Origin of the sequence: Pedobacter sp. MC2016-05 (assembly GCF_026239735.1) — a bacterium.
Classification (GTDB): Bacteria; Bacteroidota; Bacteroidia; order Sphingobacteriales; family Sphingobacteriaceae; genus Pedobacter.
Window position 1 is genome coordinate 401,198 of sequence record NZ_JAPIVT010000003.1, and the last position, 22,094, is coordinate 423,291.

The window sequence follows — 22,094 nt, forward strand, 5'->3', positions numbered from 1 at the left end:
CCCAAAGGGGTGTTTAACCTTATTTTTATTCTTTGGTACAGCTTTATTGCTGTTTTACCTCTATTTCAAGAACAGTAATGATTGTATTAGGTCAATTCCAGATGGTACGGTGCGCTGCAAGTGTGATATGCCTAGTGAAGCTGCATGGGATGAATACATTGAAAATGCTAAAGGCAGTTATGAGTCGGTAATAGTAGAAGGGAAAGAATGTGATTAATAAAAAACTATGAAGAAGATAATATTAAGTATTTGCATTGCTACAACAATGTTAGCTTGCAAAAAAGAAGACCAGAATGATTGTGCTTTAATCCAACGTAAGGATGTTGTATATGGTAAATATATCTTATACTTGAAGCAAAATAATGTAAGCAGCTTTAGCTAAAAGGTAACATCAGACATCTACAATAGTCATGACGTCAACAATACTATTTGTGGTGTTGGCGATTTGAATAAACTTTATGACAGCAGAAAAAAGTAATGTACACGATTACTACTATCTACAAAAAGTGGAGGTTATCTAAATCAAAGATTATTGCATTGCTGGCAGAAAATAACGTTACACCAGTGCATGAAGCTTATGTTGAGTTATCTTCAGTGGTTTACCTAAAGAGATACAGCTTACAAGCCAAATACTATGATGCAGAAGTTGTTGAAGATTTATTTAAAAATATCGAGTTAAGAAGTTAATTTGGTCAAAAAATCTAAATTATGACAGAAGATATTATAATTAGCAATGTAGCTTATGATAAGGTATTTGAAGCCTTGTATGAAAAATATAAGTGGAATGCTACAGTACTTAACAGCTATGGTACAAGCAAGAAAATTCAAACTGAACTTCCAGTGTTAAAAGAAATGAAAGCTACTTTTCTATCTCATATTGAATATTTAAATCAGTTTATAACGCTGATTGATGAAAAAATAGAAGGATAAAATAAAATAACATTTACATATCTATTAAGCTATGGTATCATTACCATAGATGACCCTTACTGGTAAATCGGTAAGGGTTTTTTATTGGTAAAAAATGTTGATAACTTTTTAGGTCAACTTGCTACCAGCCCGATATTTATAGATATGAAAGCAATAGAAAATGGATTTTTAAAATTTGATAAGATTGGTTTAGACATCGTTAGCCAATTAATAAAATGGGATAGTTTTAATCCTAATGAAGCAGACAAATATGGTTGGTATGATGCCGATGCAACACGAGGTGATAAGAAATATAAAATTGAAATTAAGTGCAATGATAGTGTGCAATTGCAACACATGACCACCATTATAACTAAGAAAGACTTTGATGATTTAACCACTAATTCAACTGATGGTACACCGCTTTATTTCATCGTAACCAATAGATGCACGTTTGCATATAACCTAGCAGCAGTAGCAAATGATGCAGATGTATTTGAGGTAAAGCAAAAAGAAAACAGAAATACAAGCATGGGTAATAATGGATATTACAGGCTTGAAGAATGGGTATACATTGACAGAATAAAAGCCAGAAATAAAGGGTACATGAAGTTGATAAAAAGAGGTGGGAAGCACTTCAATTATAACATTGACTTATTACTTAAAGGAGGTTAAATTATGATACAGACGATACTAATAATTTTAATCTGCATTACTTACTGGAAATGGCTTGATGAAAATGACAAAAAGAAAAATTGATAAAATAAACAATAGGCTAGATGAGGTTTATGAAATGATGCTAAACGCTGGATATGATAAGGGAAAGTTAAACAGTGTCATTCTGGTAAATAACATCAGCACGTTATCAGATGAACACAATGCATTCAATGAAGCAATAGATTATTTACTAAAAATCAATGAACGACTTGAATTTTTTGAAATCTGTATTTACTTAATAGATATACAACATCAATTAAACAATAAAAGGACAAAAGAAAAAGTAAATGAGTAAGACTGCTTTTTGGTCAATGTTGACCATACAATTACTAACAACGATACTAATAATAGTCTCTGCAATTGCAGATTAAAAAATAAAGGTGTATTGATAAAATGACGATGGCAGAATGAGGGTTAAAGGCTTCCAAACCCTTGACAGACCACCAAAGGTAGCAAAAACCCCCGATTCAATATCTGGTAACCCATTCTCACTACACTTTTAAACAAGAAACATAGCATGGAACAGAAGCTACTAGAACTATACACATATTGGTGTAAAGAAACCAAACGCAGTGGTGCAATATTGGTTGGTGGTTCAATACGAGAGTTTCTAACATGGTGTGCAAATAAAATTTAACAACAAAAAATTGGAACAAAAACAACTAACTCCCCAACAAGCATTTGAGGTGCTTTATTCATTGACTGGTACATTAACACTTAACCGCCATGATGGTCAAGTTTTGGATAACTCACTTAGAGTATTAGCGCAATTATTGCCACAAGAAGAAATAGCACCAGAAGCCTAATGAATATAACAGCTTATGAAGGTTTAAGCAACAAACAAATACAAGATAAAGTATTGACTGAACTTTATTTAACTGGTAAGGTTGGTGGGGTTTACATGAAAAAGTTTTCTAAATCAAAAGAAAACCCTATTAAATTTTACATCCGAGGTTGGTTAAGATTATACCAAATTTATACCAACCAAGATGATATTCTTGATGATGTTTATCAACTGACTTTCACAGAACTATTTGCAATTCACCCAGACAAATTTGTTGAGGGTGAGAAAAATAAAAAAGGTGTTTTTGTGAAAGGGTTCTTTAAAAAGAATGGTGATTTAAATGTGCAAAAGCTAACTGCAACAGCCTGCACCATTATCTTCAATAAAGCCATGTACAAAAGAATGGCAATTGATAAGAAGACAGGTGAAGAATATGTGATGGTCAAACACTCATACATTACAAGGCTTCTACATGCATCTAGCTTGCAGGGCGCAATAAAAATCAGTCATACTGAAAATTTGAATGAGGTGTATGAAGACTATAATGAAGGTGATGGTATCATTCTTTATGATGAAGATTCAGAAGATGGTTTTTTCAACCGCTACAACTTCACACCTGATGACATATTGAAATACCTAACATCAGAAGAAAAGGAACAATTTAGAAAACACCTTTCAAGAAAATTCAACCCAGATAAAACGAGCCATGCAATGAAGGCTTTACAACAAAGAATCATTGAAATTAAAACCAAAATACAAAATGACAGAAATAGATTTATATAATTTAATGAAACCTCTCAATCACATTTTTGAGGGTTACAAAAATAAAACAGTGCATCAATTAACACCTGATGAATTAGAGGAAATGAAAGAGATTTATTCAGCAGTGCAAAGGGTTTACCCAAATGTATTACCACCAATATTTGTCACTACATGCCCTTCATGCGTTATTGAAGCCCTAGAACAATTCATCAGCATTTATGATAGATTATCTTCAACGCTGGCTGATGTGGTATTGGTGATGAAATTGGATGGTGAACCCGTAGCTATGAAAAATATAGTTGATGGTAAAATTGAAGCTTATAATTCTGATGAATTGGTTGGCGATGGTGATAACGATGCTGATGAAATGATTAAAGCTTATAATTCTACTTTAGATAAACCAGAGCCAGTGAAGAAAGGAAGGAAGAAATAATGGAAATTCTAAATGAAAAGGTAGTTACCATTCAATATGATGTACTAGCTAAAGAGTATTTCAAGCTGGCAATGTCATCGTTAAACCCGTATACACGAGAATCATTTACACCAAAGGAGGTGCTTGACAAAACAGTAGAACAATATAAAGCATCATTTGTGTCGGAAACTATAGATAAGCACATGAGAGGTATAAATAATAGATTACGGGATTTACTTATTCCATCATTAGAAAAATTGGTTCTTATTAAAGACTTCAACTATAATGAGGATAGCCTTAATTTCTATTTAGGAATATCATTATAAATATAAAAAGGTTTCAATTATAATAATTTTAGAGGGTTAGCACTGGATGGTGTTAGCCTTTTTTAGTTACTTTACAAAATGCAAAAATGGATAAGTTTAGCCGATGCAAAACCACCTTGTAGTGGTTTTTACAAAGTTGAAACTGAATATTGTGATTTTGATGATGTCTATTATAATGATGAAACTGAAATCTTTGATTACGCTTATTTAGTAAAGTATTGGTTGTATGATACATCTTGTCATCTATTAGCCAATGTTAATGGTTATTGAGAAGCATCTTTGCGAGAATTTGTCTTTAAAATTTCAATATTTTTACTAATTACAAAATCTGCTAATTCAACTAATAAGTCTTTTATAAGTTCAACATCTTTATCCGTAATTCTAATTTCTTTGTTCTTATTCAAAAATTTATTGAAGTAAACAACCTTATCACCTTCAGTATTTAATCTAATTGAATTTTGTAAACTTGTTGAATCCGGTTCAAATATATGTGCATTGGTCATATATGCATGAGCGAGGATGTTTCTTTGTTCAACTACATAGTTTAAATCGTGAACTATATTAAACGGTTTTTTATCATTCTTTCTAATTGATACATAGCTCTCCAACCAGTCTTTGTATTCAGATTTAGCAAGTGCAATAAATACTTCAAATTTACTCTTTGTATTCATTCTACTATCACCAAGAATTAAGAAGTGTAACAATTCCTGTTTGTGTCTAGTTTCACAAAAAAATCTTGTAATAAATACTTCAATAGCCTTTTCAAGATGAATCACATCATTAATTATAGTACCTCTATAATTGATACCGTTTTCATTTCTACGTTCTGTTAAACTCTTCTCTTTTTTATCCATTCAGCTAATATAATATCTATCTGCATTAAACAGATAAATACAGATGGCAAGATTTAAAAAAGGTGAAAGTGGTAATCCAAATGGTAGGGCTAAAGGTGCATTAAATAAACGTACCAAGGCGGAGAAAGAAGCATACGATACTATCATGAATTTGATAGAAAAAAGAATGACCGATGGTGATGACGTAATCAATAATCTATCACCAGCCAGAGCAGCAGAATTATATGTTAATCTTGTAAATTATAAGAAATACAAATTAAATGCTTCAAAAAATCAAAATGATACTACTTTAAGCGGTGGATTAAACGTGACAGTGAAGTATGATGATAAGTAATGCCAGATGTTTGTATAACATTACCCAGACCACACGCCCACCAACAAAAGATACTTGATTCCAATGCAAAGATTAAGGTATTAAAATGTGGTCGCCAGTCTGGGAAAAGTACCATAGCCAAAGTAAGTGCAATCAAAGCAATGTTGAAAGGCGGTAAAGTTCTTTACATCTGCCATGATTACGGATTATCTAAAAAGTTTTATGCTCAATTGTTAGAAGTATTACCAGCAGAATTAATTGAAAGTAACAATGCATCAACATTAAGTATCAAACTTAAAGGATTAGGTAACATTGAATTTTATTCTGGTCATGCAACACTAGCAATGCGAGGTACTGATAATGTTGCTTTGATGATTTGTGATGAATTTGCCTTTTGGAGAGACCCAGAGAATAGTTATTACAATGATATTCAACCAACGTTGGCAAGAAGTAATGGTGATACAATTATTCTATCATCGCCTTTTGGTAGAAATTTCTTTTGGCAATTATGGATAGAAGCAAGCCAATGTACAAATGGGGAGATGGAAGCATTTTACTTTACCATTTTAGATAACCCATTCATATCACAAGAATTTATAGAGCGTACCCAAAGGACTGTACCAGCAAATACTTGGTTACAAGAATACCTAGCACTTGAAACAGCCAGTGAAGATTGTATTGTTGAAGCTGATGTAATAACCAGAAATACAATTGATGAATTAGCTACTGGTGAATGTGTGGTAATCGGTATTGACCTTGCAAAATCACATGACTATACTTCAATTACTGGATTAAACAAGCAAGGTGAAATGGTCTTACATCATCGTTTTCAAAAGGATTGGAATAGTACCATTGATTTTATTACAACGCTACCAGCACATGTATTAAAGGTTATTGATAGTACAGGCGTGGGTGATGTAGTCTTTGACCAGTTATGTTCTAAAGGTGTACAAAACTTAGTTGGTTTCAAGTTCAATTCTCAAAGTAAGCCAGAACTAATTAAAGAATTAATACTTGCTTTAGAACGGAATGAATTAAAGTTTACCAAGACTACAGCCGATGAATTGGGTAATTACCGTTTTCATTATTCATCCAAATCTGGTTACATTAAGTATGAGGGTTTACCCTTTGACGATACAGTTATATCATTGGCATTGAGTAATAAGTATAGAAAGCAAGTAATCTATAATAACAACTTTGCTAACTCATTTGCAGTGTTCTAAATAATATTTATCGTCAAAAATTGAAGATGAATTATATTAAACTATTACCTTCCAACTGGTCAGAAGTAACTTGGAAAGACTATCTTAAAATTGAATCACTAAAAGAAGATGATGAAGTAGCCAGCAACATTGAAACTTTATTCTATGTATTTACCTCAAAGAATATCAATGTATTAAAGCCTGTTGAATTTGAAGCAGTCATGAGGCGGTTATCATTTATGTATCAACTACCTACCAAGAATGAATCTAAGCTATCATTTAAAACAATCAGGAAGTTAAATTTCCAAGAATACATCAATTATCAAAAGCTAATTGAAAGCCCTGATGACCTATTAGATAATCTTATCCATATAGTTAAGATTTTTGCACCTGATGCAGATGAAGATTCACTAACCGTAATTGATGTTATGGGGTGTTTTTTTTTGCAACAGAAGAAAATGAAACCACGATTAATATTTTCAATGGCTTCTTTGACTTTGAAGATTCTGAAAGGAAAAGTGGAAACATTTTTGAAGAAGAAGCTAAAGCTTTTGAAGCGGAACACAACAAGAAATTTGCATGGTTAAAAATTTCTAAAGAGGTTGCAGAATGGTTAAGAGATTCAATGTTAACTGTTTTAAATATGGATTGTTACAGTGTGCTTAAATATGCAACAATCATCAAGGGTGATGTTCAAATCGCCCAAAGTAAAAGCTAAGACTTGATTTTTTTAGGTCTTGGTATATAGTTGTTTAATGTGGTACTTTAATAACAAAGAATGTGATAAGATAGAAGATACTAATGCAGTAGGTTTCATTTATAAAATAACCAATATGTTGACTGGTAAGATTTATATTGGTAAGAAAATTCTTTTCAATTCCATAAAAACCAAGATTTCAAAGAAAGAAAAGCTGGAAACTAAAACCAGAAAAACATTCAAGGTGGTGAAGAAAGAAAGTGACTGGTTAAGTTATTACGGTTCATCCAAAGAACTAACTGCTGACATTGAATTACTAGGTGTAGTTAACTTTAGGCGTGAAATAGTACAACTATGCTATTCAAAAAAAGAAATGTCCTACATTGAATTGGAATGGCAAATAAAGCATGATGTATTACGGAATGATACTTATAATGCTAACATCTTATGTAAGTTTTTTAGAAGGGATTTATTGCATGGCAGGTAATTTAAACAGTGCATCTCGAGCATCACAGTTTCAAAACCAGATTGACCAAATAGGTTCATTGGGTACAAGTGTAGATGAATTTATATATGATTTATCACCAGTTGAAATTGTGGTTGGGGACTTTATAGAATCAGTAAAAAAATCAATACAAGAAGCAGATTTACCAGTAACTGGTGCAATTGAAGATTTATCTATGAGTATTGAAGATAATAAAATAACCATATTTGGAAACGAGCATTTAATCTATACCGATAGGGGGGTGCGTGGAATGGAATCATCAGCATTAGCTCCAGACAGCCCACATACCTATTCTGAAGAGGGCGGACATCCACCTGTAAATGTCTTTGTGGAATGGATTAACCGTAAAAATATCAACCTAACAAATAATGAATTTTTCTATGGTAATCCATCACCATTTCAAGACATTGAAAACCAAAATGATTTAATTCAAAAAGCTGCATGGGGAATGGCAATCAACCGCCAAAAGTATGGGGTAGCACCTGTTCCTGTTTTTTCAAAGCATATACCTAAACTTTTAGAAGATGTAAAGACTATTCTGAAAACAAGCGTTAAAGCAAATATTATTTCAACGATAAGAAATAGATATGGTCAAGATGTTTACAACAAAAAGAAATAATTAAAATGGTTCAGTCTTGAAATCAAAATTATCCTTGTAATTATAAATATCCTTGGTTGCCTGCTTTATACGCTCAATTATTTGGTTGATTTCAATTAAATTATAATTTATATACTCAAAAGTATCTCGATATCGTGTCAGTGAAACGACTGTATCATCATTTAAATTAGTGGCAAAATTATTTGATGGGTAATGGGCAAACATATTTCTCAAGTCATTAAGAAGTGTCAATTCATTTATCAAAGTTTTACATGGGTAGCTTTTCTTATTAGTTTTTATAAAACCTGCTTTTCTAAATTTATCTTCAAGCAGTTTCCTTAAACTTTGTCTTTTAGCTTCAAAAGTTAATCTATCTAAGATAATTGTTTGCATCTCATAACCACATAATTCAACAATCTTTAAATCCTCTAAAATAAATGATTCTATTTCCTTATCTAATTTAGCAAACTCATTTATAATCCATCCTCGATAATAATGTGATTTTTTAGTAAACCTTTCTAATTCTACTTTCTTCATATTAATTAAAAGTTTTGCAAATATAAACAGTTATGGTCAAGACATCTACAATAAGCAGAGATAACAAATAAATTAGCAAGTTTAATTGACCAATCTTAACAAATTAGTTATTTTTAATAAAAAAAAATATGGACTTATCGGAATTAGAAGAATCTCTTAAAGGCAAGAAAGTAAATGTTAATAATTTAACATTGGAAGGATTGTTTATTACAGTAGAAAATAAAGCTTTGCTGCACACACTACTTGATTATCAAATTGAAATTTTATCAAAGCTAAGAAATGAGGATTTAGAGCAAGTTAAAAAAGAAGTTGATAGTAAGTTTTCAGCAAGATTTAAGGAATTTTCAACGCAGTTATTAGCAGAAATCAATAGCAAGTAACTATTAACACAAAACATTACTAGCATTATAGAATAAAACCTATAATGCTTTTTATTGACATTTTATTTATTTAACAATAATAAAAATTCATAATAAACTGATTTCTACAGAATCTTAATTAACATTCTTATGATATGAATTTATTTCTCTCAGCATTAGTATTGGCAATTGGTGCATTGCCGTTTGCAATCGTATATTCATTTGCTATTTATTCAATAATGAAATGGCTTATAGGATTAACTACAATTAGTTGGTTTAGAACCTTTCTAACTGTTTGGATTTTACAAACCATCATTAATGGATTTCTATTTCCAAAACATGTAAATGATTATAAAGAAGTAATAGCAATCTATGGATTTATCTTAATTCTAGGTTTGGGTGGTTGGATTAAATCTTTGTTTGGTAAAAAGACTTCACAACTTAAATAAACCCCACTTATAATATTTATCTGGCAAATAAACCCAATGATAAATATTGTAAATGCACCTTTTCCTTATCAACCAGTAGGTAATACCAACGTATTTCAAATTACGTCATCAGATGAAAGAATTGTTTATTTTCTGGTTGAAGTTATAAATGCAGTTTCCAACCAAATCATTGCATCTTTAAAATTCCATGTAAGACCAGATACACCAAATGGTGTAAGCTTCAACCTATCTGATATTTTATCATCACAAGTTGAAACTAAAATCAATAATTCAAATGAAGCTATTGCGCTGGCAATTGATGATGCTTCAATCACCTACAGGTTAGCAATAACAGAATATATTAACGTTGATGGTAAAATCATTCAGGGTGATTTTTATTCACATACTAATGATAAATATACAGTTTGGGATGCTTCATTTGACAGATTACTATTCACTGCTTACATTCAAGATAAGCACGTTACTAACTCTAATTTCAAGGCTAAATTCTTATCTCTAAAGGAACAAATATCAAATCAAACTGGTACTTCATCCGAGCATTTATATTTCATCAACCAGAATAATTTAGCGGTTAAAACAAGGATAAGAGTATATGATACTAATGGTACACAAATCAATTTATTTGAGGCTAATTTACCATCTGGTGTAGTCATCCGTTTGAATGTTTCACCCAAAACTATCTATCATTTATTCAATGCTGATTTTTCCAACGTAGGTCATTACCGAGTTGATTTAATTGATATTAATGGTCATGTTGTTTCTGAAGAAAAAGTGTATAAATACACATCTGATGCTTGTAATCTTCAACCTATTAATTTATTGTTCACAAACTCATTAGGTGGTGTTGAAAGCTTTACTTTCTTTAATCCCATTGAAAGTATTCAAGTAACTAAAACAAGCCTTAAAACTAATGTAATACAGTTGGTTAACGGGGTTTATAGTGATAACCAGAATGGTTTAGTTAATCCAACAGAAAGAATTATTTCATCTTCAGCAGTATCTACATTCAAAGTATTTAGTGATGTGTTATCAGATAATGAAACAATCATGCTGAAAGAATTAATCACAAGCAAATCAGTGTGGGTTGAACTGAATGATAATAAAACATTAATTCCGATTACAATTACCAATTCTAGTTATAACGTTAATCTACGCAGAACCAACGGTTATAAACTAAATCGCCCGGAAGTATCATTTACAACACAAACTGGTTTTATTCCATCTTCATCAGATTTATTTGGTGAGGGTAACAACAACGTAATGATACAATTTCAAGATATGCCATTAGCACCTACTTATAACAATGGTGTAATCTATCATAGTGGCGATAATGGTGTAATATCAATTTAAGGAAGGTAATGAACAGAAATCTACATAAAGTAATTTTAACTCGAGATACTACATTAACACAATCTGATGTATCATCAATATTAAAGCGTAAACAGCTAATTGTCAAACAAAATGCTGTTGGCGGTTGGAAAGTACTATTAGGTGCAGGGATGGTGGGTGATGTGCCGATTAATTTAGAACCCAATTCTGAGACGTTGATAGTTACATTAGTTACTGATACTAATGTTTACGTTTACTCAGAGTTATCACCAGAATATTCAAATAATAATGGTGGAAGCGGTGAGGTTAATCTCGATAACTATTTCACTAAACCACAGAGTGATACTAGGTACGTTTTCAAAGATGCTCTTAATGGATATGCAACACAGAATTGGGTACTAAATTTAGGTAATGTTACAGGCGATGGTACTTCAATAATAGGTTTCATTGCTGATAATAAAGACCAACCTTATTTTAGGCATAAAACATCTAATGACGTAATTGGAATTGCTAGAACTAGTGGTATCAACATCGATGTTGATGCTTATAGAACAAGGTTAGGATTAGGTTCTAATGCTTATGAAAGTAAAACGTTACTATCTCAATTTACAAATGATAGTGCATACGTTACAGCTTCAATTATAAATGGCTTAGCAAAGAGTGTTGACGTATATACAAAAACAGTATCGGATAGTAGATTTCAACCTATTGAAAACCAAAGATTATCTTCTAACAATGAAGTAACCTTCAGCAAAGTTAAGGCGGTAAATGAGTTGGTAATTCCTACAACAAGCTCAAACGTAAATGGCGCAGTATGGATAGGTAATGCTAATACCACTGGTCATACAGCGCCAACAGTAACCACTTTATCTAGTTTACAAGATGTTGCATTCTCCAATTTACAGAATGGTCAAAGCATAGCCTTTGATTCAGCGTCTGGTAAATGGATAAATAGAAGTTATTTAACTAGTGTTACTTGGAATGATATATCTGGAAGACCTACTTCACTATCTCAATTTACTAATGATTTAGGTTTTGTGAATGGTGATGGTACATCAACTGTTGGATTTATAGCCAACGATAAAAACCAACCTTATCTAAAATATAATAGTACAGATGAAATAATAGGTATAGCTAAAACCAGTGGTATTAATATCGATGTTGCTGCCTATCGTAACCGATTAGGGTTAGGTTCTAATGCTTTTGAAAGTAAAACAAACCTTTCACAATTCAATAATGATTTGGGTAATTATGGAGGTTACTTATTATCAGATGGTGCAACATATGCTGGATTTGCTGGTAATGAAGTTTCATTCCCATATATGAGACATACCGCAAGTAATGATATTGTTTATTTATCTCGATGGGATGCTGCAAATATTGATGTCAATGCTTACAGAACAAGGTTAGGATTAGGTTCAAACGCTTATGAAAGTAAAACATTACTTTCTGAATATAGTAATGATTTAAAATATATTCAAGCTGAATATAATAATGGTGGTTCAGAACTACCTAGTTATTTTGGGTCAAATAAATTGAAGCTTAATATGCTTTGGGTGAATAATGAATGGATGGATGCTTTGTGGGTGTCATCTTATGCAGGTGGTGATGTAAAGGTTAGTAATCAAATATTATTTGGTAAAACTAATCCAAATGTTGCTGGATTCAGAAGTCAGGATTTTGACTCAAATACTTGGGGTACATTCAATGAATTTTATCATACTTCATCACCCAAAATTGCAGCACCTATTTTGCAAGCTTCAAATAAACTAATCATTCCAACATCTATACCAAGTTCACCAGAAAATGGTTGCATTTGGATTTCTTCATAATATTTATTTAAAATGGCAGCACCTAGTTCAAGTTTTCTTAATAAAAATATACATACAATTAATGCATCTGGTCAACAGGTTGGTAACAGCAGAGCGATACCAAATGATACACCAGAAGTTTTGAAGAAACGCTTCTATCTTGATGATTTACTAATCACCAAAGATTCAGATGGTAATGAAGGTTTTACTGGCTTGGTTAACTTCAATGGCGCAAATTATAAGTACCACAATCCTAACAGAATGGGTTCATTACGTTCATTTAATGGTGATTATCAATGTAATTACACAGATGCAGGATTGAATACTTTTGCTCACGCAAAAGTTTCTGAAACAATAACAACACCAGCTAACAGGATTAAATTATTAACCAATTTCAAATCAAGTTTTTACGATAATTCAACTTTACGGGGTTACCAATGGAGGGCAATTGGTGGTACTTGGTTTACCACCACTACAACCGCTGATACACTAACAGCACAGCAAACACTGGATATAATTGATACTATTTATACATCACTGGGTGAACCGCAATTGGTTGAAATTAGACCTTGGATAGAAAATCCAGAAGGTAGGTTTTATGGTGATATTCATATTGTTTCCGTTAGTGAACCAATTGAACCATTGAGAGTTGAATTTAGGCAGATAAGTAGTGGAGCGTGTTCAAGTGGGGGTGAATTAAGAGATATATTTATGCGGATTCCAGAGTTTAATAGGCTTGAAACTGATGTGCAGGAATTTGCTACCTCTACAGGGATTTTTGCATATGCAAATGAAGATATGATTTTACCTGCAACAAGTGGTTATTATGCATCTTTAACTGGCAACATCAACAAAGTATTTTATTTAACACCCGATGGTGAGTTTGTGCAGTGGATTTATTGTCAACCAACATCTGTTATTAAAGTTTCAATCTTGGTTCAAGTGTTTGCATCTGGTTACTATTCTGTTAGTGCCGTAAGAACAGCGCAAGCTGGATTTAATCAATCAATCACAATTAGTGGTGGTGCATCTGCTTTTATTGGAAGTAATCCAAATCCAATAGGTTCAATTTTTTTCAGCGTAACTATACCAGAAAATGAATCACAAGGTACTTATGTTGGTAATCACAGTATTGACTATGTTGACCAATTAAGCTGGGAAAAAGGAGTTTTCTCAGTTACTGATGGTGGTGATAACCAGACTACAAATGATAACATTTCCGTAAACGTTTTTTCTGCACAGGAAAGTTAATTTATATTATAAGTAAGTATTCTTGAATAGAATAAATCATATTATCTTTACAATGTTTGATTTATAATTTGTTAGTACTTGTTAAAGGCAATCATTTATTTGGTTGCCTTTTTTATTATGCATAACCTATAATATTTATTGGTTAAAAACATGAATCAATCTATATACTTATTAGGTAATGATGGAAGCTGGGGTAAATTGGATATTGAAGATTTATCCCTAGCTGAAACAACATTCTCAATATCTGATATTAATGACATCACAGCGAGAAAAGATACTGTAACCACTAATATTACAATCAAAGCAACTAAAAACAATAATAGAATACTTGGTAATATCTATAATTTAAACGTTACCAATAATCAGAATAATCCAAAAAACATTTATAACAATTTCAATTTAAACGGGGATGTTGAATGCTTATTATTTGAAAACGATTCTCTAATCTGCAAAGGATTATTTAAAATAATTGAAGTCATGTTTAAGGGTGATGTCATCAGTTATGAATGTATGATAACTGGTTACAGGAATAACTTTTTCTCAAAGTTAGGGGATAAACTTTTATCTGATTTAGATTTTACTGAATTTAATCACCAATATTCTGTTGCCAATATTTTAAATAATTGGGGTGGTGACGTTGAAACGGGTAAAGGTTACGTTTATGGTTTAGCAGATTACGGTAATTCAACTTGGGTTGATGAAGCCACTGTTAACAACATTGAGTTTAAAAATCTGAGACCATCGTTTTTTCTAAATGAGTATTTCAAAAAAATATTTGCTCAGACTGATTATTCTTTTGAAGTTGTTGGAAGTAATAAATTTAAATCATTTTTCAATTCTTTAGTTGTACCCAATAATTCTGATGTACTAGCTAATTTCTTGAAAAAAGAGAAACTTACATCTGCAACAAAAACATCTACGCAAAGATTCAGAACTGGTAAATATCAAACCGTTAATGATAGTGTACTTGTTCCTAACATCAAGTGGGATAACGTCACCAAGTATTCCAATGTTATCAACATGAATGATTCAGCGTATTTGGATTACACCAGTAATGTGTTTTTAGTTGATAGAGATTTAAATACCTCAATTGAAGTATCTGCAACTATTCAAGGTGATACTGATTTTTTAAGCAATGGGAGGTCACAGGATGTTTTGGATACAACAATTACTATGCATGTAATGACCAGACCCAATGACCAAACAGCATGGAACAAAACAGCTTCATCTACACCGCAAAGAATACATACTGATGGTATGAATTGGCGTACTGGATTACATAAATTCAAATTGAAATCTAATTTGGTTTTACCAAATGGTGGGCAAATGTATATAGCATTTGAATGTACAGATTATCACACCGAGTATTATGACTTTATGAAACGTCCTAAAGATGATATGTTTTATGTCTCAATTTTACCCAATGATACTTTTATCAATATAGGTGATGTTTCAACTGATTCTAAAATCACTTTAGAACTGAATGATACAATTGATTTCAAGAATAACCAAAGCATAAACACTTATAAGCAACAAGATTTTATAAAGTCAATAATGGCTTTACTGAATCTAATGATTTATACCAAAGCAGATAACCCAAAGCATATCATATTTGAAACTTACAATGATTTTTATAGTAAATGTTTAACTACCAATATTAAAGGTAACGCTGTTGACTGGTCTTCAAAGATGGATTTTAAAGAACTTTCAACGTTACCATTTGCAAACAATTATAAATCCTATAATTTCACCTATAAAGATGATGCTGATTACCTTAATAAGTACATCAAAGATAGTTATGGTGTAAATTATGGCTCTTTTAAATATAAGAATGCCAATGGCAGTACTGATAAATCTATTGAGGTAATATTTGCGCCAACACCTATTATGGGTGATAAAGGGAAAAAACAATTTCCAGCATTCTATCAACTAGATAATAATAACAATAAAGTAGCAAAACAAACGGTAATTAGGTTATTAGCTTACAATGGCACAAAAAGTTGTGATACATTCAACGTTGGAAAATGGTTTCAAAATCCAAATGATAATAATAACTGGACTTTCCAACCCTTTATTACTGACTTAAACTATTACATTCAGTTACATCATACACATGATGTGACCAATATGGATTTAAATTTCAATACACCTAATGAAATTTTCTACACCCAAAACCAAACACCAGATTATATTTATCCATCATTATATTTTGACCAGATACGAGAATTTAATGATAGCAATACTGCAATTGTAGATGCTCGAGTGCTTGTTAATGAAATTGATGTAGCTAATCTAGATTTTAAGACACCAATTTACTTTGATTCACCTACTGGTGATGGCTATTTTAAATTAATAAAACTTGAATATGGTTCATCGGGTACATCTTCAATAGCTAGTTTTCAAAAGATTTTTCTTGCTGAAAGTTATGGTCAAAATACTTTTGAAAATAAACCATTATCAAAATATATTACCAATTCAAACTGTACAACATCCGAGAGCAGATATATTACAATCCCTGCTGGAAAATACACTTCATTGATATCTCAATTGGATGCAGATAATTTAGCGCAAGCAGAATTTAATGAACTGGAAAATACATTAAGTCCTTTAAACATTTGTGTAAATACTGGTAATTCATTTCAATTAAGCTATAGCGATACTAATGCGACTGCATGCTCAATAGCTGTTGATGGATTTGAATACTATACCCAAAATGGTGGGTTAGCCAACGGTGATATCTTATTTAAGAAAACCAGTAATATATACTTGAGGTGTAATAAGGGTTTTTACTCTAATAGTACCAACTGGTATGCTGCTGATGAAAATGGGCAAATTTATAATTCTGGCAGTTGCAATAATGTTGGTTTAAATGAAGTAACTATGGCTTATTCAATAACCAAATCATCTTCATGTAACTATGCAAACCAAGGTATTCAATTGGATACATTCTTTTTCTCAACGTATTTAAATATAGGTGAGAAAATTTATTCAGATAATGGGAATACACCAGTTGGTGAAGGGTGGTATAGCGATGCATATTACAGCTATCAAACAGATTCAACTGGCACTATAATAAATCAGCAATACTGCTAATTATAAGGGTAATCATTAAGTTGGTTACCCTTTCTGCTTTATAATATTTATCGCCAAACACCCAACATGGCAGATAACAACCAAGAGAGAATTTTATTTGATATTGAAGTTCAATCAAATAACAGTCAAGTCACTCAAACAATTGAATCTATTGACCAATTAAACGATAAGTTACTTTATTGGAAAGACCTTCAAAAGGCGGCAGCAAACCCAAAAGACCTAGCTGAAGCAAACCAAAAAATAAAAGAGATTAAAGGAAGTATTGACCAGATGAATAAGTCTGGTAATGCTGCACCTTTCAAGTCTTTTAAAACCCAAATGAGGGAAGCGAGGGAAGAAGCGTTAAGGCTTTCAATGGCAGGTGATACTACAAGTGCAGCATATCAAGCAGCAGCACAAAGAATTGCAGATTTGCGTGACCAGATGGATGTTCTTAACAGAACAACAGCGAGTTACGATAGTGGGAATAAATTTATGGGTGCATCCAAAGCAATTGGACTTATAGCATCTTCAGCACAAGGTCTTCAGGGAACTATGGTCACATTAGGTTTAAGTTCTGATACGGCTGCTGATTCCATAAATAAACTTATGGCACTTCAAAGCATTATTGAATTGAGCGATACGTGGGCAGATTCAGTGGAGTTCTTAAGACCAATGTTAACTAGATTAGGCATTTTAAAAGCAGTTCAAGCTGAAGTTACAGTAGCTACAGAAGCATCAACAGCAGCCACAATTACACAAAGTACAGTTACTACAGCAGCTACAACAGCAACAAATACATTTTCAAAAGCATTAATAGCTATTCCTTTACTGGCAATAGTTGCTCTAATTACTTATTTGGTCGCAAACTTTGATGATATTAAAAAATCTGTTAAGTCATTATTACCAGAAATGTCTGGTGCATCTGACACTTTTGATAAGTTCAAAAATATCTTAGTAGGCGTTGGAAATGTGATAGTACAATATTTCTTAATTCCAATTAAAGCAGCAGTAGCATTAATTAAAGGTGATTTCAAAGGTGCTATTAATGAAATGAAAAATGGTTTGAACGTTGTTAAAAACTTCAAAGATGGTCAAGCCAAAGGTGAAGCAAACGACAGAGCAGCAGCAAGAAAAAAAGAGCTTGAAGATGATATTAAATTATATGATAACAAAATTGAAATCCTCAAAGCATCAGGTAAGAAGACAGAAAAGTTTGAACGTGACCAGTTAATCAGAAAGTTAGCCCTAGCTGCAGATGATACAGAAGCAACTAAGAAAGTATTACAAGAAAGAGCGGTTTTTGAGGCTTCAACCGCTAAAAAGAATGCTGATGAAGCTGATAAAATAGCAAAGGAAAAAGCAGCTAAAACTAAACAAGCTGCTGAAAAAGCAAAAGCAGAAAGAGATAAATTAAAGCAGCAAGAAGATGCTGAAATAAAGAAAACAGAAGAAGCTATTACTGCTGCAAACAAAGTAATTGAAGATGCTTCCAGAACTGCACGAGAGAAAGAAGTAAATGAGGTTTATTTGAAGTATTCAACATTGATTGATGGTGCAATGAAGCATGGTCAAGATGTTATTGCTCTTCAAAGTGCTCAAAACACTGAAATTTTAGCACTTAATAAAAAGCATGATGAAGAGCAAGCTAAAGCAAAAAAAGAAGCTGCTGATAAAGCCTTAATTGAGGAAAACAATAGATATAAAGCATTAGCAGAGGCAAAAGTATTAGAAGTTGAAAATGCTAATGTCATCAATGATGGTGATTCACCCGATACTGTCAGAGGTAAATTACAAGCTGTTGCAGATGTTAAATTCTTGGTTTCAGAAGCTATTTTTCAAAGAGAATTAGAACAATTAAAAGGTCAGGATGAACAAATTAGACTTCTGAAGGCAAAACATGAAAAGGAATTAACTGATAATGAAAAAGCCAATGCAGAAGCTAGGGCTAATATAGCTAAGGGTGAAAAAGAATCAAAGTTGTTAATGGCACAAGCTGTTGGTGATGGTTTATCAGCAGTAGGTGAAATAGTAGGTGAGCAAACAGTCGCTGCAAAGGGATTAGCAATTGCATCATCAGCAATTAATACATATAGTGCAATTGCAGGTCAATTGGCAGCATTCTCAAAAGTACCAATTCCTGGTTATGCGATAGCACAGGCAATAGCAACTGGTGTATTTGGCTTGGCAAATATTAAGAAAATTGCATCAACAAATGTACCTACTAAGGGTGGTTCTGGTGGTGCAAGGGTTGCCATTCCACCAACCATCAATTCTACTGTACTTAGACAAAGTGAAAATGGTACTACGGCAATGGTTGGTGCAATTACTGATTCAAAATCTGGACCAGTAAGAACTTATTTGGTTAATAAAGATTTGCAAACACAAGCGCAAAAAGATGCTTTAAAAGAAAAGTATTCAAACGTGTAAACGATATAATATTTATGGGGTAAAAGTATAATGATAAAGAAATTACCCCTTATTGAATTACTTATTGACCCCGACAAAGAATCATTTGTATCAGCTATTTCACTGGTTAGTCAACCAGCAGTAGAAAGTTCTTTTATTGTTTTTTCAGATGATAAAACAGGATTCAATAACTATCAGCAATTCAAATTTGATAGTGATGAGAAGAAAGAATTGATGGGAATCGCAATGAGAGCCGATACACCAATTTACAGAAATGACCCTGCAATGGGTGAATTTCTAGTTACGTTTTCTAAAGATACTATTAGACTGATTACACAAACATTTGCTAAAAAAGGCTTTAACAATAATATGAACCTTGAGCATTCTACAGTAGATGCAGAATCATTTGTTTTTCAATCGTATGTAGTTGATGATGAAAAAGGTATTACAGCTCCAAAGAATATTGATGCAAAAGATGGTGATTGGATAGTTGGAGTTAAAGTAGAATCTGATGCTGTTTGGAATGACATTAAAGGTGGTTTAAGGTCGGGATTTTCTGTTGAAGGAATTTTTGATTTGATTGATACTAAAACCATTATTGACTTTCAATTTGCGACTTCACAACCTCTAACATTTGAGCAAGAATTGGATGCTTTAATCTCAAAATACAACCTGTAAAACGTGAATAATATTTATCGCCAAACAACGATAAAACATGTTCAATAAAAACTTAATCACCAAATTTTTCAAAGTGCTGAATTTCCATGCAGAAAATTTCACTATTGAAAAAATTAAAGATTCAGACCAAAGTCTTGAATATGCTGAATTAGTGGTTGGTGCTGATATTTTGATTAGTGGCGCAAACGGTAGTGAAGTAGCACCTGATGGTGATTACGCATTAGCAAATGGCGCAGAAATCAAAGTTGCAGAAGGTAAAATTGCAGGAGTGGTTAAGGCTGCTGATGAAGAAAAACCAGAAGCAGAACAAGAATTAGCAGAAGAAGAAAAACCAGAAGATGCACCTGCAAAAGATGAATCAAAAGAAGCTGAATTACAAGCTAAAATTGATGAATTGGAAGCAGAAATCAAACAAATAAAAGAAGGTTTTTCTGCATTACCAACCAAACAAGATTTAGCAAAATTCCAAAGCGACTTAGAAGCTGAATTTAAAAAATTAGAAAAAATTCCCACTCAATTCTCGACAGTGGATAAGCGAGTTGAACTACAAGATTCAACCCCAGAAGACAAATTCAAAGCAATCGCTAAGAGTTTCTCAAAATAATTAGAATACAAAAATGGGATATAATATTTCTCAACTACCTGAATATACCTCTGAACAGTCACGTGAATTCATGGTTAAATCAATTTTAGGTGCTCAAACTTTAGATTTATTATCAAGTGCTGGTTCATTCAACCCTAATGCTAAAGGTTCAGAAGCAGTACAATTAATGGCTAATGATGTTGTTTTTCAAGATGGAAATGCACATGGTCGTAACCCACAAGGAAACACAACTTTATCACAAGCAATTTTGACTGTTAAACCTATCAAGATGCAAATGAATCTTTATCCAAGAGATTTGGAAGCTACTTATGGAGTTGAAGATTTAAAAGCAAAAATGAAAGGTCAAGTTTACGATGATGCTTTATTTGTAGAATCAATAGGTAATGACGTAGCTGAACAAGTTAAACATGAAATTGAAAAATTAACATGGGTTGGTGATACTACTGCAACTGGTAACATGAAATTTGCAGATGGATTTATCAAAACTATCAAAGCTGGTACACACATCGATTTAGCATCAGCAACTGGTACAACTGTAACTAAAAAACTTCAAGGTGTTTTTGCTAAAATGCCAGTGGCTATTACTTCTAAGCCTGATTTCAGAATCTTCATTGGTACTGATATGTACAACGCTTATATAGCAGAACTTGCAGAAAAGAATTTATTCACTGCACAAGCAGAAGGAGTATTATTTGGTACGACTGCAAAATTAGCTGTTGTAGATGGTTTAATTGGAACTAACACAGTTGTAGCTTCACGTTTACGTAACCTCCGTGCTGGTGGAGAATTACAAGATGCTGCACTTGATAAATGGTACAGTAAAGAAACTGAGTCAGTGAATTTAGATTCACGTTTTTCAATCGGTTATACTGTTGTTTATCCATTTGAAGTAGGAATTGTAACCTACGCTTAATCAATCATCTAAAAGGATATAATGAGGGTAATCAATCGGTTGCCCTCTCAAAAATAATTAATACAAACAAACATGGCATGTGAATCAATTGACCCTTATTTAAGGGAATGTGGTAAGGTAGATGCAGGTATTAGAACTAACTATTTAATTGCATTTGCTGACTTAGCTAAAATTGATGCAACTGGTGAGGTTTATTCAACATCTGTCAATGGTATCGTTTCCAACATTGCTTTAGCATCAGGTAAGAAATTTGTGCAGGTAGATAATACATCTAAAACTGGTGCATTCAAAGCTAGTTCAACCAGAGCGGATAATGGTGTAATCACTTCAACACAAGAATACACAATGGGAATCGACAACTTTTCAGCTAAATCAAACACCTTCATTGATAAATTATTGGGCAATCCGGTAGTGATTTTAACCAAGATGAAATCTGGTAAATATGGTGCTTTAGGTCTAGATGGAACGTTGTTTTTATCAACTGCAGAAACAACTGTTGATGATGCAACAAATGGTACATCTCTAACCTTTACTGGTGACAGTTCTAAACGACCAGCAGAAGTTGATGCAACTATTGTAGCGTCTTTAATCGCTTAATCAAAA

26 protein-coding genes are annotated in these 22,094 nt (G+C 32.4%); 24 read left to right on the top strand and 2 right to left on the bottom strand.

Annotated elements, in window-relative coordinates; translation table 11 throughout:
- The first annotated feature begins 477 nt into the window (after positions 1 to 477).
- The 8 genes from OQZ33_RS06975 to OQZ33_RS07010 all read left to right on the top strand — a co-directional run bounded on the left by OQZ33_RS06975 (position 478) and on the right by OQZ33_RS07010 (position 3,910).
- Positions 478 to 687, top strand: a complete 210-nt coding sequence (locus OQZ33_RS06975) for a hypothetical protein (RefSeq protein WP_265798330.1) — start codon at positions 478 to 480, stop codon at positions 685 to 687.
- Between the two features lie 21 nt (positions 688 to 708).
- Positions 709 to 930, top strand: a complete 222-nt coding sequence (locus OQZ33_RS06980) for a hypothetical protein (protein WP_265798331.1) — start codon at positions 709 to 711, stop codon at positions 928 to 930.
- Between the two features lie 144 nt (positions 931 to 1,074).
- Positions 1,075 to 1,584, top strand: a complete 510-nt coding sequence (locus OQZ33_RS06985) for a hypothetical protein (RefSeq protein ID WP_265798332.1) — start codon at positions 1,075 to 1,077, stop codon at positions 1,582 to 1,584.
- Between the two features lie 64 nt (positions 1,585 to 1,648).
- Positions 1,649 to 1,921: a hypothetical protein gene (locus tag OQZ33_RS06990; RefSeq protein ID WP_265798333.1), complete on the top strand. Its 273-nt coding sequence runs from the start codon at positions 1,649 to 1,651 to the stop codon at positions 1,919 to 1,921.
- Positions 1,922 to 2,273: 352 nt separating this feature from the next.
- Positions 2,274 to 2,432, top strand: a complete 159-nt coding sequence (locus OQZ33_RS06995) for a hypothetical protein (RefSeq protein ID WP_265798334.1) — start codon at positions 2,274 to 2,276, stop codon at positions 2,430 to 2,432.
- On the top strand, positions 2,432 to 3,193 hold the full coding sequence (locus OQZ33_RS07000; protein WP_265798335.1) for a hypothetical protein: 762 nt from the start codon (positions 2,432 to 2,434) through the stop codon (positions 3,191 to 3,193). The genes OQZ33_RS06995 and OQZ33_RS07000 overlap by 1 nt, the downstream gene beginning before the upstream one ends.
- On the top strand, positions 3,171 to 3,605 hold the full coding sequence (locus tag OQZ33_RS07005; RefSeq protein ID WP_265798336.1) for a hypothetical protein: 435 nt from the start codon (positions 3,171 to 3,173) through the stop codon (positions 3,603 to 3,605). Before OQZ33_RS07000 ends, OQZ33_RS07005 begins: the two co-directional genes overlap by 23 nt.
- A gap of 71 nt (positions 3,606 to 3,676) precedes the next feature.
- The gene (locus tag OQZ33_RS07010; RefSeq protein WP_265798337.1) at positions 3,677 to 3,910 is read left to right on the top strand and encodes a hypothetical protein; all 234 of its coding nucleotides are present in this window, start codon (positions 3,677 to 3,679) and stop codon (positions 3,908 to 3,910) included.
- Positions 3,911 to 4,173: 263 nt separating this feature from the next.
- Here the strand turns inward: OQZ33_RS07010 and OQZ33_RS07015 are convergent, their stop codons facing one another.
- The gene (locus tag OQZ33_RS07015; RefSeq protein WP_265798338.1) at positions 4,174 to 4,764 is read right to left on the bottom strand and encodes a hypothetical protein; all 591 of its coding nucleotides are present in this window, start codon (positions 4,762 to 4,764) and stop codon (positions 4,174 to 4,176) included.
- Positions 4,765 to 4,807: 43 nt separating this feature from the next.
- Between OQZ33_RS07015 and OQZ33_RS07020 the strand changes: the two genes are divergently transcribed.
- The 5 genes from OQZ33_RS07020 (at position 4,808) to OQZ33_RS07040 (ending at position 8,100) form a co-directional block, all read left to right on the top strand.
- Entirely contained in the window at positions 4,808 to 5,098 is a 291-nt protein-coding gene (locus OQZ33_RS07020; protein ID WP_265798339.1) for a DUF5681 domain-containing protein, read from the top strand.
- Positions 5,098 to 6,300: a terminase large subunit domain-containing protein gene (locus OQZ33_RS07025; protein ID WP_265798340.1), complete on the top strand. Its 1,203-nt coding sequence runs from the start codon at positions 5,098 to 5,100 to the stop codon at positions 6,298 to 6,300. Before OQZ33_RS07020 ends, OQZ33_RS07025 begins: the two co-directional genes overlap by 1 nt.
- A gap of 26 nt (positions 6,301 to 6,326) precedes the next feature.
- The gene (locus OQZ33_RS07030; RefSeq protein WP_265798341.1) at positions 6,327 to 6,866 is read left to right on the top strand and encodes a hypothetical protein; all 540 of its coding nucleotides are present in this window, start codon (positions 6,327 to 6,329) and stop codon (positions 6,864 to 6,866) included.
- Between the two features lie 168 nt (positions 6,867 to 7,034).
- On the top strand, positions 7,035 to 7,463 hold the full coding sequence (locus OQZ33_RS07035) for a hypothetical protein (protein ID WP_265798342.1): 429 nt from the start codon (positions 7,035 to 7,037) through the stop codon (positions 7,461 to 7,463).
- Positions 7,453 to 8,100 (top strand): hypothetical protein, encoded by a 648-nt coding sequence (locus tag OQZ33_RS07040; RefSeq protein WP_265798343.1) that lies wholly within the window; start codon positions 7,453 to 7,455, stop codon positions 8,098 to 8,100. Before OQZ33_RS07035 ends, OQZ33_RS07040 begins: the two co-directional genes overlap by 11 nt.
- On the opposite strand, the gene OQZ33_RS07045 is transcribed toward OQZ33_RS07040, so the two are convergent.
- Complete coding sequence (locus OQZ33_RS07045; RefSeq protein ID WP_265798344.1) at positions 8,101 to 8,616, bottom strand: hypothetical protein; 516 nt, start codon at positions 8,614 to 8,616, stop codon at positions 8,101 to 8,103. It lies immediately after the preceding gene.
- Positions 8,617 to 8,744: 128 nt separating this feature from the next.
- Between OQZ33_RS07045 and OQZ33_RS07050 the strand changes: the two genes are divergently transcribed.
- The 11 genes from OQZ33_RS07050 (at position 8,745) to OQZ33_RS07100 (ending at position 22,088) form a co-directional block, all read left to right on the top strand.
- Positions 8,745 to 8,996, top strand: coding sequence for a hypothetical protein (locus OQZ33_RS07050; RefSeq protein ID WP_265798345.1), 252 nt, complete (start codon positions 8,745 to 8,747; stop codon positions 8,994 to 8,996).
- 134 nt (positions 8,997 to 9,130) lie between these two features.
- Complete coding sequence (locus tag OQZ33_RS07055; protein WP_265798346.1) at positions 9,131 to 9,424, top strand: hypothetical protein; 294 nt, start codon at positions 9,131 to 9,133, stop codon at positions 9,422 to 9,424.
- A gap of 36 nt (positions 9,425 to 9,460) precedes the next feature.
- Positions 9,461 to 10,774 carry a hypothetical protein gene (locus tag OQZ33_RS07060; protein WP_265798347.1) on the top strand — a complete coding sequence of 438 codons (1,314 nt, stop codon included), beginning with the start codon at positions 9,461 to 9,463 and terminating at the stop codon, positions 10,772 to 10,774.
- 8 nt (positions 10,775 to 10,782) lie between these two features.
- Positions 10,783 to 12,585: a hypothetical protein gene (locus OQZ33_RS07065; RefSeq protein WP_265798348.1), complete on the top strand. Its 1,803-nt coding sequence runs from the start codon at positions 10,783 to 10,785 to the stop codon at positions 12,583 to 12,585.
- Positions 12,586 to 12,597: 12 nt separating this feature from the next.
- Entirely contained in the window at positions 12,598 to 13,815 is a 1,218-nt protein-coding gene (locus OQZ33_RS07070) for a hypothetical protein (protein WP_265798349.1), read from the top strand.
- Positions 13,816 to 13,965: 150 nt separating this feature from the next.
- Positions 13,966 to 16,908, top strand: coding sequence for a DUF5977 domain-containing protein (locus OQZ33_RS07075; protein ID WP_265798350.1), 2,943 nt, complete (start codon positions 13,966 to 13,968; stop codon positions 16,906 to 16,908).
- Between the two features lie 66 nt (positions 16,909 to 16,974).
- Positions 16,975 to 19,317, top strand: coding sequence for a hypothetical protein (locus OQZ33_RS07080; RefSeq protein WP_265798351.1), 2,343 nt, complete (start codon positions 16,975 to 16,977; stop codon positions 19,315 to 19,317).
- A 30-nt stretch (positions 19,318 to 19,347) separates the two neighbouring features.
- Entirely contained in the window at positions 19,348 to 19,974 is a 627-nt protein-coding gene (locus tag OQZ33_RS07085) for an XkdF-like putative serine protease domain-containing protein (protein ID WP_265798352.1), read from the top strand.
- Positions 19,975 to 20,011: 37 nt separating this feature from the next.
- Positions 20,012 to 20,578: a hypothetical protein gene (locus OQZ33_RS07090; RefSeq protein WP_265798353.1), complete on the top strand. Its 567-nt coding sequence runs from the start codon at positions 20,012 to 20,014 to the stop codon at positions 20,576 to 20,578.
- Positions 20,579 to 20,591: 13 nt separating this feature from the next.
- Positions 20,592 to 21,491, top strand: a complete 900-nt coding sequence (locus OQZ33_RS07095; protein ID WP_265798354.1) for a hypothetical protein — start codon at positions 20,592 to 20,594, stop codon at positions 21,489 to 21,491.
- Positions 21,492 to 21,563: 72 nt separating this feature from the next.
- Entirely contained in the window at positions 21,564 to 22,088 is a 525-nt protein-coding gene (locus tag OQZ33_RS07100) for a hypothetical protein (protein ID WP_265798355.1), read from the top strand.
- Positions 22,089 to 22,094 lie beyond the last annotated feature (6 nt).